Annotated in this window: 13 protein-coding genes; 8 read left to right on the forward strand and 5 right to left on the reverse strand. The window is 65.0% G+C overall.

Going from position 1 to position 12,427, the window contains the following annotated elements; translation table 11 throughout:
- Positions 1-18: 18 nt before the first annotated feature.
- Positions 19-870: a LysR family transcriptional regulator gene (locus U1E69_RS20565; protein WP_322246275.1), complete on the forward strand. Its 852-nt coding sequence runs from the start codon at positions 19-21 to the stop codon at positions 868-870.
- Here U1E69_RS20565 and U1E69_RS20570 read toward each other — a convergent pair.
- Positions 858-1,829: an NADPH:quinone oxidoreductase family protein gene (locus U1E69_RS20570; protein ID WP_322246276.1), complete on the reverse strand. Its 972-nt coding sequence runs from the start codon at positions 1,827-1,829 to the stop codon at positions 858-860. The genes U1E69_RS20565 and U1E69_RS20570 overlap by 13 nt on opposite strands.
- Positions 1,830-2,197: 368 nt before the next feature.
- Between U1E69_RS20570 and U1E69_RS20575 the strand changes: the two genes are divergently transcribed.
- The 5 genes from U1E69_RS20575 to U1E69_RS20595 all read left to right on the forward strand — a co-directional run bounded on the left by U1E69_RS20575 (position 2,198) and on the right by U1E69_RS20595 (position 5,917).
- The gene (locus U1E69_RS20575) at positions 2,198-2,560 is read left to right on the forward strand and encodes a helix-turn-helix transcriptional regulator (protein WP_322246277.1); all 363 of its coding nucleotides are present in this window, start codon (positions 2,198-2,200) and stop codon (positions 2,558-2,560) included.
- A gap of 88 nt (positions 2,561-2,648) precedes the next feature.
- On the forward strand, positions 2,649-3,446 hold the full coding sequence (locus U1E69_RS20580; protein WP_322246278.1) for an inositol monophosphatase family protein: 798 nt from the start codon (positions 2,649-2,651) through the stop codon (positions 3,444-3,446).
- 126 nt (positions 3,447-3,572) lie between these two features.
- On the forward strand, positions 3,573-4,913 hold the full coding sequence (locus U1E69_RS20585) for an 8-oxoguanine deaminase (protein WP_322246279.1): 1,341 nt from the start codon (positions 3,573-3,575) through the stop codon (positions 4,911-4,913).
- Positions 4,914-4,987: 74 nt separating this feature from the next.
- Positions 4,988-5,572 (forward strand): hypothetical protein, encoded by a 585-nt coding sequence (locus U1E69_RS20590; RefSeq protein WP_322246280.1) that lies wholly within the window; start codon positions 4,988-4,990, stop codon positions 5,570-5,572.
- 27 nt (positions 5,573-5,599) lie between these two features.
- Positions 5,600-5,917 (forward strand): ribonuclease E inhibitor RraB, encoded by a 318-nt coding sequence (locus tag U1E69_RS20595; protein ID WP_322246281.1) that lies wholly within the window; start codon positions 5,600-5,602, stop codon positions 5,915-5,917.
- Between the two features lie 249 nt (positions 5,918-6,166).
- Here the strand turns inward: U1E69_RS20595 and guaD are convergent, their stop codons facing one another.
- Positions 6,167-7,444, reverse strand: coding sequence for a guanine deaminase (gene guaD, locus U1E69_RS20600; protein ID WP_322246282.1), 1,278 nt, complete (start codon positions 7,442-7,444; stop codon positions 6,167-6,169).
- A gap of 166 nt (positions 7,445-7,610) precedes the next feature.
- Here guaD and mgtE point away from each other — a divergent pair, with 166 nt between their 5' ends.
- Together mgtE and U1E69_RS20610 are read left to right on the forward strand one after the other, a co-directional pair.
- Positions 7,611-8,978, forward strand: coding sequence for a magnesium transporter (gene mgtE, locus U1E69_RS20605; RefSeq protein ID WP_322246283.1), 1,368 nt, complete (start codon positions 7,611-7,613; stop codon positions 8,976-8,978).
- Positions 8,975-9,520 (forward strand): 5-formyltetrahydrofolate cyclo-ligase, encoded by a 546-nt coding sequence (locus U1E69_RS20610; protein ID WP_322246284.1) that lies wholly within the window; start codon positions 8,975-8,977, stop codon positions 9,518-9,520. Before mgtE ends, U1E69_RS20610 begins: the two co-directional genes overlap by 4 nt.
- 69 nt (positions 9,521-9,589) lie before the next feature.
- On the opposite strand, the gene U1E69_RS20615 is transcribed toward U1E69_RS20610, so the two are convergent.
- The 3 genes from U1E69_RS20615 to U1E69_RS20625 all read right to left on the reverse strand — a co-directional run bounded on the left by U1E69_RS20615 (position 9,590) and on the right by U1E69_RS20625 (position 12,322).
- Positions 9,590-10,906, reverse strand: coding sequence for an ATPase (locus tag U1E69_RS20615; protein WP_322246285.1), 1,317 nt, complete (start codon positions 10,904-10,906; stop codon positions 9,590-9,592).
- 63 nt (positions 10,907-10,969) lie between these two features.
- Entirely contained in the window at positions 10,970-11,464 is a 495-nt protein-coding gene (locus U1E69_RS20620; RefSeq protein ID WP_305542260.1) for an A24 family peptidase, read from the reverse strand.
- A 27-nt stretch (positions 11,465-11,491) separates the two neighbouring features.
- Positions 11,492-12,322 carry a tetratricopeptide repeat protein gene (locus tag U1E69_RS20625; protein WP_322246286.1) on the reverse strand — a complete coding sequence of 277 codons (831 nt, stop codon included), beginning with the start codon at positions 12,320-12,322 and terminating at the stop codon, positions 11,492-11,494.
- Positions 12,323-12,427 lie beyond the last annotated feature (105 nt).

Raw genomic sequence — 12,427 nt, forward strand, 5'->3', positions numbered from 1 at the left:
CCCATCAGGATCTGTGATATGCCCCGGAACCTCGACCTTGCCTCGCTGCGTTCGTTCGTCACGGTTGCCGATGTCGGCGGCGTCACCCGGGCCGCGGGCTATCTGAACCTGACCCAGTCTGCCGTCTCGATGCAGATCAAGCGGCTGGAAGAGGCGCTGGGGATGACCCTGTTCCTGCGCGCGGCCCGGAAGCTGGCCCTCTCGCCCGAGGGAGAGCAGCTTCTGTCTTATGGCAAGCGCATGCTGGCCTTGAACGACGAGGCGCTGTCACAGCTGGCGGCGACCTGCTGCCAGGGCGAAATCCGGCTGGGCGTGCCGCATGACGTGGTCTATCCGGCGATCCCCGGCATCCTGCGCCGGATGGCCCAGGCCTATCCGCGGGTGCGGATCAACCTGGTGTCGTCCTTCACTATCCTGATGAAGCAGGACTATGCCCGTGGCGGCTTTGACGTGATGCTGACGACCGAGGATACGCCGGACCCGGGGGCCGAAGTGCTGTCGACGCGGCAGCTGGTCTGGGTCGGCGCCCCCGATGGCAACGCCTGGCAGCGGCGGCCCCTGCGGCTGGGCTTCAAGGACACCTGCATCTTCCGTCCCCGCGCGCAGGCTGCATTGGATGCGGCGGGCATTCCCTGGGAGATGGCGACAGGCGGCGAAAGCGAACAGGCCGTCGAGGCGACGGTCGCGGCCGATCTGGCCGTTTCGGTGCGTATGGCAAGCAGCATCCCCGAGGGGATGAGCGTGATCGGCGGCGAGAACCAGTTGCCACCAGTCGGGGACATGAAGCTGGCGCTTTATCGCGGCAACCGCCGGTCGGACGAGGCGCTGGACCTCTTGGTCAGCGAGCTGCGCTGTGCCTACGGCGCCTGACCGACGCGGATGACGACCTTGCCGGTGGCCTTGCGGTCGCGCAGCAGGGCAAGGCCCTCGGGGAAGGCCTCGAAGGGCAGGACGTGGCTGACGTGCGGCCGAAGCAGCCCCTCGGCCCGCCAGCGCAGCAGCTGCGCCATGCTGGCGGCGACCAGGTCGGGCGCGTGTGTCTCGTAACCGCCATACCAGAAGCCGGAAACGGTCAGGTTCTTGACCAGCAGGATGTTGGCAGGGATCTGCGGCACTTCGCCCGAGGCGAAGCCGATGGCCAGCAGCCGCCCATCCGGCTTGCACGCCCGCAGCGCCGCGTCGAAGGCCGGGCCGCCCACGACGTCATAGACGACATCCAGCCCGCCTTCGGCCTTGAGCCGCTCTTTCAGGTCCGGCGTGTCGCTGTCGATCAGCACATCGGCCCCGGCGTCGCGTGCCACCGCAAGGCGAGCATCGCCCCGGGCTGAGGCGATGACCCGCGCCCCAAGCCGCTTGCCGATCTCGACCGCCGTCAGCCCCACACCTCCCGCCGCTCCGGTCACCAGAAGCGTCTCGCCCGGCTGCAACCGCGCCTTGTGCGTCAGCGCCAGATGCGATGTGCCGTAGGCGATGGGAAAGCCTGCGGCCTCGGTGAAGCTCATGCCGGGGGGGAGGGGGCTGACCCGGTTGGCGGGCAGGCAGATGCGTTCGGCAAGGGCGCCCGCAGGACAGGTCGCAAGCACCGCGGTGCCAGGAGAGGGGCCAGTGGTCCCCGGTCCAAGGGTTTCGACCACTCCGGCCAGTTCCATGCCGGGGACGAAGGGCAGGGCTTGCCGAACCTGGTATTTCCCCTGGATCGCCAGCATATCCGCGAAGTTGAGCCCGACTGCTTCCACCCGCAGGACAAGTTCGCCTTTAGCGGGTGTTGGCGGTTCGATCCTGGACAGGATAGGGTTCGTACCGAAGTCAATGACCTGCCAGGCGCGCATTCAGGGCCCCTCAGGCCAGCGTTGTTTCTACTACCTACAGTGTATGGGTTTTAACCTGTGTACAGTTTCTTGCAACGCAATGATCAAGTTTTTCGCAAAATGCGACGAGAGGGTGGTTGTGTATGCAAAATGCAACGCGAAATGCGATACCACTATAGGGCGAGTGATGATTCGGCTCTGCTGCTCTCGCGGGCAGGTCAGGACAACCGCACCGTGTGTTATACGCTTGTGCAATTGGACATATCCAAAAGGACAGGTTTTGGCGCGCTGCAGATTTTTTTCGTTAACTTCTTCCGGTCCGATCGGTTTGGCACGCTACTTGCTTATACAACACCGAGGGGAACGGACACACGTTTTTGGAGTATAGAATGAAGCATCCCGTAGACGCCCATGTCGGCAAGCGCATCCGTCACCGCCGTTGGATGGTGGGCATGACCCAGCAGCAACTGGCAGACAAGGTGGGCATCAAGTTCCAGCAGATCCAGAAATACGAGACCGGCATGAACCGTGTCAGCGCCTCCCGCCTGTGGGATGTGGCCGATGCGCTGGGCGTGCAGATCTCGTTCTTCTTCGAAGGTCTCGGCGATGGTCAGGTTGCTGCCGGCTACGGCCAGGGCGACATGATGTCCGACAAGGAAGCGCTGGAACTGGTCCGTTCCTACTATGCGATCCCCGAGGCGCAGCGCCGCCGCCTGTTCGATCTGGCCCGGGTTCTATCCGAAGCCGCCTGAAAGCTGCCTTGACCTCGTCCCCCTGGGCGTTTAGCGCGCCCTTGGGGCGGACCCCTCACGTGCGGTCCGGCAGGCCATGAGGGACAGGATGCGGGTAACCGAAGGTTTGGCGTCCGAGCTGATCGCGACGGCGCATGAATTGGCGGATGTGGCGCGGGTCGCCACGTTGTCGCACTTCCGGACGCGGGATCTTGCGGCCGAGACCAAGGAAACCACCCGCTTCGACCCGGTGACAGCCGCCGACCGCTTGTCCGAAGAGCGTATGCGCGAAGTCCTTGCCCGGCGCCGTCCGATGGACGGTATCCTGGGCGAGGAATTCGGCGCGCGCGCGGGGACCTCGGGCCTGACCTGGGTGCTGGACCCGATTGACGGCACACGCGGCTATCTGTCCGGCACGCCGACCTGGGGTGTGCTGATCTCGGTCCGGGATGCCGAGGGGGTGCTTTATGGCATCATCGACCAACCCTATATCCGTGAACGGTTCGAAGGCGGTCTGGGCAAAGCCCGCGTCGTGGGACCTATGGGAGAAGCGGCGCTGTCCGTCCGCGCGGCCCGACCGCTGGCGCAAGCCATCGTCTTTACCACCTTCCCCGAGGTTGGTACCGCCGATGAAGCTGCGGCCTTCCGGCGCGTGGCGGCGGGCGCGAAACTGGTCCGGTACGGCACCGACTGCTACGCCTATGCGTTGATCGCGGCGGGGCAGATCGACCTGGTGATCGAAGCGGGGCTGCAGGCCTATGACGTGCAGGCCCCCATCGCGGTGATCGAGGCGGCGGGCGGCATCGTGACCGACTGGCAGGGCCGACCGGCGCTTGAGGGCGGGCAGATCCTTGCGGCCGCCAATCGGGAAATTCATGCCGAGGCGCTGGCGCGGCTGCACGGCTGAGGCTTTTCCAGCCCGCGTGACCCCGTTATACTACAACCGCCGCGCGTGTCCTTCTCCCTTCTGACGCACGGCCCCGGGAAGGTTCGGGGGGCATCGTGCCGGGCCGAAGGGTGCAAAGGTGCACCCATGTCCGATACCCTGATCCGCAATGCCGATGTCGTGGTCACGATGAACGCCCGCCGCGCCGAGATCGCGCGCGGCGACGTCTACATCCGGGACGGGGTGATCCTTGCCGTCGGGACCGGGCTTGCATCCGCCGAGGCCGAAGTGATCGACGCGACCGGCTGCGTGGTGACGCCAGGTTTGGTGAACACGCACCACCATCTTTACCAGACCCTGACCCGCGCGGTGCCGGGCGGGCAGGATGCGCTTCTGTTTGGGTGGCTCAAGACGCTGTATCCGATCTGGGCGAAGTTCGGGCCGGAAGAGATGTTCACCTCGGCCCAGGTCGGGCTGGCGGAACTGGCGCTGTCGGGCTGCACGATGACCTCGGACCATCTGTACCTCTATCCCAACGGCGCGCGGCTGGATGATACCATCGCGGCGGCCGAGGAGGTGGGGCTGCGGTTTCATCCGACGCGCGGCGCGATGAGCATCGGCGAAAGTGCCGGGGGCCTGCCGCCGGACAGTTTGGTCGAGAAGGAAGCCGATATTCTTGCGGACATGATCCGTGTCGTCGACCGCTTCCACGATCCGAAACCGGGGGCGATGGTGCGGGTGGGGCTGGCACCCTGTTCGCCCTTCTCGGTCAGCCGCGAGTTGATGCGGGATGCGGCTCTGCTGGCACGCGACAAGGCAGTGATGCTGCACACCCACCTGGCCGAGAATGACGAGGATGTCGCCTATTCCCTGGCCCAGTTCGGCTGCCGCCCCGGCCAATATGCCGAAGAGTTGGGATGGACCGGACCGGATGTCTGGCACGCGCATTGCGTCAAGCTGGAAGGTTCGGAAATTGAACTTTTTGCCCGGTCATCGACGGGCGTTTCCCACTGTCCATGTTCGAATTGTAGACTCGGATCGGGCATCGCCCCGGTCCGTGCGATGCGGAATGCGGGGGTGAAGGTGGGGTTGGGGGTCGATGGCTCGGCCTCGAACGATGCGGGCAACCTGATGGCCGAGGCACGGATGGCGATGCTTCTGCAACGGGTAGCGCGCGGGGCCGACGCGATGAGCGCGCGTGAGGCGTTGGAGATCGCCACCCTGGGCGGGGCACAGGTCCTGGGCCGCACGGACCTGGGACAGATCATGCCGGGCAAGCGGGCGGACCTGGCGGTCTGGGATCTGGGTGGGGTGGAAGCTGCGGGAAGCTGGGACCCGGTCGCGGCTTTGGCGCTGTGCGGCCCGACGCGGGTACGGCATCTGATCGTCGAGGGCCGGCAGGTGGTGCGCGACGGGCAGCTGGTGACGCTGGACCTGCCCCGGGTGCTGGAGCGTCAGCGGGACCTTGCCGCGCGCCTGGCGCGGTAGCGTCCGGTTTTCCAGCCCTTTCCCGACCGCCCGGAAGGCGGCATGGTCGCCGCGTCACTGACCGGAGCCCCCCGATGCGCCACCTTGCTGCCCTCACGCTGTCGCTTGCCCTTGCTGTGCAGGCCCAGGCCGAGACGGCGCTTTCCGAGGCGAGCGGCAACTGGGCGGGGGCGTCGAAGCAAGGGTTCTATTTCCTGGCCCGGCTGGTCCAGAACGAAGACAAGGCGCGGCTGGTGATCTGGGGCGGCGCGCTGGACGGGGTGCCGACGGGCGAGGGCGCGCCCGAGTTCGACAACGGGGCCATCGAGCTGTCCGCCTTTGCCACCCGGCAGGCTCTGGAGGTGGTGGAAACGCCGGACGGCAGCATTCTGCAAGTGGTGGTCGAGTTCGCCGACGAGGATGCCGAGGGCCGGTCGGTCACCCAGATGCAGTACATCGACAACCAGTACACGGTGGTCGGCTACTATCACCGATCGGAATTCTACAATCCGGGTGGCGAGCCGTTCACCACGGAGTGCGAGGTCGATTTGTGGAACATGACCTCGACCGAGGACGGGACCACGCGTCAGCTGGAGCCGGTGGGGTTCGAGGCGCTGAATGCCTCGGACTGGACCTGGGGCGCGGCCTTCGACCGGGGCTTCTGCAGCCGGACCGAGTAGGGTAGAAGGCGGACAGGGAGACCCGTCATGGACCACAACTTCGAAACCCAGCGTCGCGAGACTTACGAGACCTTCCGGCAGTCGAAGGGGATCAGCCTGCCGAAGACGGCGGTGGTCGAATATGCCTTCTTCATCGAAGAGACCGACGCCAGCTGGCCCGCGCTGGAGCGGGCCCTGCGGATGGAGGGGTTCCAGACCCGGCGGTTGAAAGATGGCGAGACGCTGGTTGCGTCGATCGGGCCGATTGCGGTCACGGCGGAGGAGATCTGGAAATACGAGCGGATCTCGACCTCGATCGCGTTGAAGCACGATTTCTACCCCGATGGCTGGGAGCTGGCGGAATAGGCGTCCACGCGTGGGCGGGATTTCGTATCCTTTGCAATCAAGGGGTTGGTTGCGGACGTTCGGGCGGGCTTAACCGTCCCGGCGGGTCGCGGGCACCGTGTTTCGGTCCTGGAAGCGGGTGGCAGCGGCTTTCAAATTGAGCGCCTTCGGCGCGAGCCTTTTGTCTCACCGTCCATGCGCGAAGGGCGCATGGTCGGCTCGTCTGTGCCTCCGGCGGGGATATTTGGGCAAATGTGAAAGGCTTTGGGGTCAGGTGAGGCGTTTGCCCCCGACCCAGACTTCCGACACGGCGCGGTCGTCGCCCATCATGATGGTGGGGAAAAGCTGCTGCCAGAGGTCTTCGGCGCGGCGGGTGGCCTGTTCGATGGCGGGAGTAGAAGCGAGGTCGATGATGATCAGGTCGGCCTCCATCCCCGGGGCGAGGTTGCCGATCTTGTCCTCACACCGCAGCGCGCGGGCGGAGCCCTGGGTGGCGAGCCACCAAAGTTGCGCGGGGTGGAGAGACTGGCCGCGCAGTTGGGCGACCTCGTAGGCGGCGGCCATTGTGGGCAGCATCGAGAAGTTGGACCCGCCGCCGGTGTCGGTGGCGAGGCCCACGCGAAGGTCGTGCGCGAGGGACATGTCGAAGAGGCCCGAGCCGATGAAGGTGTTCGAGGTCGGGCAATGGACGAGGCTTGCCCCGGCTTCGATCAGGCGGGCGCGCTCGCGGTCGGTCAGGTGGATCGCGTGGCCGTAGACGGCGCCTTCGCGGAGGAGGCCTTGTGCCTCATAGGTGTCGAGATAGTCGCGGGACTGGGGAAAGAGGTCGCGGACCCAGGCAATCTCGTCCGTCTGTTCGGAAAGGTGGGTCTGCATCAGGCAATCGGGGTATTCGCGCCAGAGCTGGCCCAGGGCGTGGAGTTGTTCGGGCGTGGAGGTGGGCGAGAAGCGGGGGGTGATGACGTAGGAGAGGCGGTCAAGCCCGTGCCACTTTTCCAGGAGCGCCCTGCTGTCGTCATAGGCGGATTGGGCGGTGTCGCGCAGGCCCTCGGGCGCGTTGCGGTCCATGCAGGTCTTGCCGGCGAAAAGGCGCATGCCGCGGGCTTGGGCGGCGGTGAAGATGGCGTCGACCGAGGCCGGGTGGATCGTCGCGTAAGAGCAGACGGTGGTGGTGCCGCGGGCAAGGACCAGGTCGAGGTAGCGGTTGGCGATATCCTGGGCATAGGCGGGGTCGGAGAATCGCATTTCTTCGGGGAAGGTGTAGGTGTTCAGCCAGTCGATCAGCCGTTTGCCCCAGGAGGCGATGATCGCGGTCTGCGGATAGTGGACATGGGCGTCGATGAAGCCCGCCGAGATGAGGTTGCGTCCGTGATCATGAACGCGGGCCTGCGGGTAAAGGGCACGCAAGTCGGCGGCATTGCCGACGGAAGCGATGCGACCGGCCTCGATGGCCACGGCGCCCTGCGTATGGACGCGGGCGGCAGAAGGCCCTTCAGCGAACGGGTCACCCGTGTAGCTGAGGACTTGGCCCAGGATCAGATCGGTCATGCGGCACCCCTTGAACCCTTGCACCCTAGAGGGTTTAGGCGCGCCGGTAAATTTTTCACGTGCGGATAGTGACTTGAAACTGTTTCGCAAAAGCGCGAAGGCGCGAGGGGGCTTTGCCGTCGGCGGGAAAGCGACCTAAAGTCGGCAGCAGGGTAAGGGGGTGCGCATGGCGGACACCAGGGTCAGGACGACGTCGGAACTTGATGCCCATCTGCTGGAAGCGGCCCTGGACGCAGCCCGCGCGGGTGATGCGGCACGGGTCGAGGCTCTGCTGGGGCCGGTCCATCCGGCCGACATCGCCGACCTTCTGGAGCAGGTCAGCGAGTCCGACCGCGAGGCCCTGCTGGCAATGGGCTCGGCGGTCATTGACGGCGAAGTGCTGTCCGAGATCAGCGATGCGATCCGCGAGGAGGTGCTGGACGCACTGCCCGATCACGTGGTCGCCGAGGCTCTGAGCGAGCTTGATTCGGACGACCTTGTCGACATCGTCGAGGACCTGGAGGCCGAGGATCAGGGGCGTCTGCTGGGGGCGATGCTGGCGGCCGACCGGGTGGCGGTCGAGCAGGCCCTGGCCTGGCCGGAGTATTCCGCCGGGCGTCTGATGCAGCGCGAGCTGGTGGTGGCGCCAGAACACTGGACCGTGGGCGAAGCCATTGATTTCCTGCGGGTGGCAGAGCATCTGCCGGATCAGTTCTACCACGTGATCCTGGTCGATCCGCGGATGATTCCGGTCGGTTATGTGACCCTGGGGCGGATATTGTCCTCGGGCCGGGACATGGCCCTGAAAGCGATTGCCGAAGACAGTTTCCGCACGGTGGCGGCGACGGACGAGGAGGCGGACGTCGCCTATATCTTCAACCAGTATCACCTGATTTCCTGCCCTGTCGTCGACGGCTCGGGCCGTCTGGTGGGGGTGATCACCATCGACGACGCGATGAACGTGCTGGACGAAGAGCACGAGGAAGACATGCTGCGTCTGGCGGGGGTGGGCGACGAGGCCGATGTCAGCGACGGGCCCTTCGAGACAGTGAAGCAGCGGTTGCCCTGGCTGGTGGTGAACCTCTTCACGGCCTCCCTGTCGGCGCTGGTGATCAGCCAGTTCGAGGCGACGATCGCCACGTTTGTGGCTTTGGCGGCGCTGATGCCCATCGTGGCCTCGACCGGCGGGATCGCGGGGACTCAATCCTTGGCGGTGGCGGTGCGGGCGCTGGCGACGCGTGACCTGACGCGGGCGAATGCGGGGCGGGTGGTGCGGCGCGAACTTCTGGCCGGCATGATGAACGGGGTCAGTCTGGCTGTGATCCTGGGGGCGGCCGGGGCGCTGATCTTCGGCGACTGGCATCTGGGCGCGGTCCTGGGGATGGCGATGATCGTCAACCAGATCGTCGCCGCGCTGGGCGGCGTGCTGGTGCCCCTGACGCTGGAGCGGATGGGTCTTGACCCGGCGCTGGCCAGCGGAACCTTCGTGACGACGCTGACGGATGTAATGGGGTTCTTTGCCTTTCTGGGCCTGGCGACGGTGATGCTGACATGACGGATGTAAAGGCGGCAGCGCGGGCCGCGGCGTTTGTGCGCCGGGCCGAGGCTTTTGCGGCTGGGCAGGGCCAGGCGGCCGAGATCCTGGCAGACTACCTGGCGGGGCAGCGGGGCCGCGTGCTGGCCGGCTACATGCCGATGCGGACCGAGATCGACCCCTTGCCCGCGATGGCGGCGCATCAGGGGCCGGTGGGGGTGCCAGTGATCCTGGAGAAGGCGGCTCCGCTGCGGTTCCGGGAGTGGTCGCCGGGCTGCCCTATGATCGAGGGCGCGTTCAAGGCGCTGATCCCCGAGGAGGGGGCCTGGGTCGAGCCGGAGGTGCTGATCGTGCCGATGCTGGCCTTCGACGCGCGGGGCTACCGGCTGGGCTATGGCGGCGGGTTCTACGACCGGACGCTGGAGGGCCTGCGGGCGCGGCGGCCTGTGCTGGCGGTGGGGTTTGCCTTCGCGGCGCAACAGGTGGCAGAGGTGCCGGTGGATGCGTTCGATCAGCGGCTGGATGCGGTGGTCACGGAAAAGGGCGTCACGGTCTTCGCTTGACCGCTCGTCGATGACTTCGTCACTCCTCGCTGCCGAGGAGGAGACGAAGTCGAACGACGAGGGACCGGATCAGTGCGCGATGTCTTCCTGTCGGACGAACATGTTGCCCCAGGCGCGGTCGATCAGCTCGGGGGTCATCTGGTAGGGGATGTTCTCGAACTCGCAGACCGCGATCATCTGGTCGATCAGGTAGACCGGCTGATAGTTCGCGTAGTTGTTGGCGATGGTCGGGAACTTGACCTTCATCAGGTGCATCAGGGCCGTCTCGTCCAGCGGCATCTTCTTCTTCCGGGCGACCATGGCGAAGATCTTCAGGAAGTTCTCCTGGCTTGGGCCGTCGATCTTGATCTTGAAGAAGATACGCCGCAGAGCCGCGCCGTCGAAGATCTGGTTGGGGTGGAAGTTGGTCGAGAAGATGACCAGCGTGTCGAAGGGCACGGTGAACTTTTCGCCCGATTGCAAAGCCAGGATGTCGCGGGATTCCTCCAGCGGCACGATCCAGCGGTTGACGATCTTTTGCGGCGGTTCGGCCTGACGGCCAAGGTCGTCGATGATGAAGATGCCGCCGGTGGCTTTCAGCTGCAGCGGCGCCTGGTAGGTGCGCGCCGTGGGGTTGTAGTTCAGGTCCAGCATGTCGAGCGACAGTTCACCGCCGGTGATGACCGAAGGGCGTTCGCAATAGACGTAGCGGTTGTCGAAGCGGTTCGACGTGCGGCGCAAGGAGTTTGGGTCATCCACCGCGGATTCGGCGGCGGAGTGGACGATGGGGTCATAGACGCTGATGATCTGCCCGGAATATTCAATGGCGCGGGGGACATAGACCTTGTCGCCGAGAGCCGCACGGATGCCGTGGGAGATCGAGGACTTACCGTTTCCCGGGGGGCCGTAAAGCAGGATCGAGCGGCCCGAAGTCACAGCGGGGCCCAGGTTGTCGATCAGGTCGGGCGGCAGGATCAGGTGGCCCATGCCGGACATCAGTTGATCACGGTTCAGGCGGATATCACGGACCGACTGGCGCTTGATCTGCACCGAATACTGGTCCAGCGGCACCGGCATCGCGCCGTAGTATTCGGACTGCGACAGGGCGTCCAAAGCGCGGGCCTTGCCGGCGTCGGTCAGTTCATAGCCCATCTCGCCACCAGCGGTGGCGTGCATGGTGCCAGTCGCGGTCAGAAGCTTCTGCGTGCGCGCGAGATCCACCAGTTCCTGCGTCAGCGGGACCGGCAGGCTGATCGCCTTGGACAAGGCAGAGACCTGGTCCTGGTTGGTGCGGAACATCGTCTTGAGAAGGATGTCCCGCATCATGATGGTGAACAGCCCCGTGTCGGCCAGCGAACGGGGAGAGGGCGGCGGTTGGACGCCGGACACCGGTGCTTCTGCGTTCATAGGGCAAGCTCCGTGGACAATCGTAGCGAACTGCTTCGATTTGAGTCGTAAACGCGACTTGTGTCAGCCCTGTGGCCAGATGGCGGCAAGAAGATAGAAGACCACGATGCTGGACAGCGACAGCCCGAACGGAAAGAAGCGCCGTCGGTTCCAGCTTTCCCAGTCCGGTGTCGCGTTGCGAACGAAGGACAGGCTTCGCAGAATTCGGTGCAGGATCAAGGACCCGATCATGGAAATGAAGGTGATCAGGAGAATCTCACCGATGTTGCCGCCGACGAAAAGGCCCGACATCGCGGCACTGTACTTGGCGTCGCCGGCCCCGAAGGTGCCGGTCAGGTAAAGCAGGAAGCCCGCCACAAAGACCACGGCCATGATCGCAAAGCCCCAGAGCCAGGACTCCCACGGCACCAGATACCAGCCGATCAGCGGCCAGACTGCCGCCATTGCAATGACGGCGGTATTGGGGATCTTCATCCGCTTCAGGTCCGAGACGGCCGCCCAGATCGCAATGGGCAGCACCGGGACGAGAAGGATCAGCGCATCGTTCGGTTCAAGCATTTACATCTTCAAATTGGCATCAAGGGCTTAAAGGCTGAGGACGGCGGCTTCGAAGTGCTTCGGATGGGTTTCGATCGCCTGGTTCAGCAGGCCCTTGCCGACCGAAACGTCGCCCTGCTTGATCGCCGCAAGGCCCATCGAATACAGAAGCTCGGCCCGTTCGATCTGGCTCATCCGCACGACTGGCAGATCGTATTTGCGCTGGGCTGCGCGGGCGAGGACCAGATTGTTCTTGGCGGTAAAGAGCGCGGGATCGTAAGTTAGCGCCTCCATGAACAGCTTTTCCGCGCCGGCATGTTCACCGCGCGTCAGTTTGGAGAAGCCCCAGTTGTTCAGGACACCGGCCGGAGTCGTGGTCAGCCCGGTTGCGATCTCGTAGAAGCTGTCGGCCTTCTTCCAGTTCCTGTCGCTGTCGGCGACCATCGCCTCAAGCCGGTAGCGGTCGAAGCTTTCGTGGGTCGGCGGGATCTTGTTCAACTCGGCTTTGGCTTCGGGCCACTTGTTCGAGCGGATCAACGCATCGGCCAGCATCACCCTGTCTTCCGGCGTGGCGTCCGGATGGTCCACGGCGGTGCGCCAGACCTGGGCGGCCTCGGTCGGCTTCTGCGCGCGCACCAGAGACCGGCCCAGACCGCGCATCAAGTCGATCCGGTCGGGGTTCTGTTCAAGAGTGCGGGTGAAATATCCGACCGCTTCAGCGGGGTCAGCAACCGTCAGCATAACGTCGTTGAGGTTCGTCTCGTCGATGACGTTGACGTCCTTGAGGGCCCGCTGCACCTGTGCGTCAGAGTTGTTCTGACAGGCAGACAGGGCAACCGTGCTGCCAAGGCACAGCAAGGCAATTACCGGATGGCGCATCTTAAGCGTCCTTTTTGTTGACTGCTCAGGGCACCGCCTAGAGATCGGACAGGAGAACGAACTTGCCTTTTTCCTGCCGGACGAGACGGAACCCGCCTTTTTCTT

Source organism: Tabrizicola sp. (assembly GCF_034366665.1).
Taxonomy (GTDB): Bacteria; Pseudomonadota; Alphaproteobacteria; order Rhodobacterales; family Rhodobacteraceae; genus Tabrizicola.

Excerpts from the sequence above, each read along its gene's own strand:
- U1E69_RS20565 (WP_322246275.1), top strand. The coding sequence starts at position 19 with ATGCCCCGGAACCTCGACCTTGCCTCGCTGCGTTCGTTCGTCACGGTT.
- U1E69_RS20580 (WP_322246278.1), top strand. The coding sequence starts at position 2,649 with ATGCGGGTAACCGAAGGTTTGGCGTCCGAGCTGATCGCGACGGCGCAT.
- U1E69_RS20570 (WP_322246276.1), bottom strand. The coding sequence starts at position 1,829 with ATGCGCGCCTGGCAGGTCATTGACTTCGGTACGAACCCTATCCTGTCC.
- mgtE (WP_322246283.1), top strand. The coding sequence starts at position 7,611 with ATGGCGGACACCAGGGTCAGGACGACGTCGGAACTTGATGCCCATCTG.
- U1E69_RS20585 (WP_322246279.1), top strand. The coding sequence starts at position 3,573 with ATGTCCGATACCCTGATCCGCAATGCCGATGTCGTGGTCACGATGAAC.
- U1E69_RS20610 (WP_322246284.1), top strand. The coding sequence starts at position 8,975 with ATGACGGATGTAAAGGCGGCAGCGCGGGCCGCGGCGTTTGTGCGCCGG.
- U1E69_RS20620 (WP_305542260.1), bottom strand. The coding sequence starts at position 11,464 with ATGCTTGAACCGAACGATGCGCTGATCCTTCTCGTCCCGGTGCTGCCC.
- guaD (WP_322246282.1), bottom strand. The coding sequence starts at position 7,444 with ATGACCGATCTGATCCTGGGCCAAGTCCTCAGCTACACGGGTGACCCG.
- U1E69_RS20595 (WP_322246281.1), top strand. The coding sequence starts at position 5,600 with ATGGACCACAACTTCGAAACCCAGCGTCGCGAGACTTACGAGACCTTC.
- U1E69_RS20575 (WP_322246277.1), top strand. The coding sequence starts at position 2,198 with ATGAAGCATCCCGTAGACGCCCATGTCGGCAAGCGCATCCGTCACCGC.
- U1E69_RS20615 (WP_322246285.1), bottom strand. The coding sequence starts at position 10,906 with ATGAACGCAGAAGCACCGGTGTCCGGCGTCCAACCGCCGCCCTCTCCC.
- U1E69_RS20590 (WP_322246280.1), top strand. The coding sequence starts at position 4,988 with ATGCGCCACCTTGCTGCCCTCACGCTGTCGCTTGCCCTTGCTGTGCAG.
- U1E69_RS20625 (WP_322246286.1), bottom strand. The coding sequence starts at position 12,322 with ATGCGCCATCCGGTAATTGCCTTGCTGTGCCTTGGCAGCACGGTTGCC.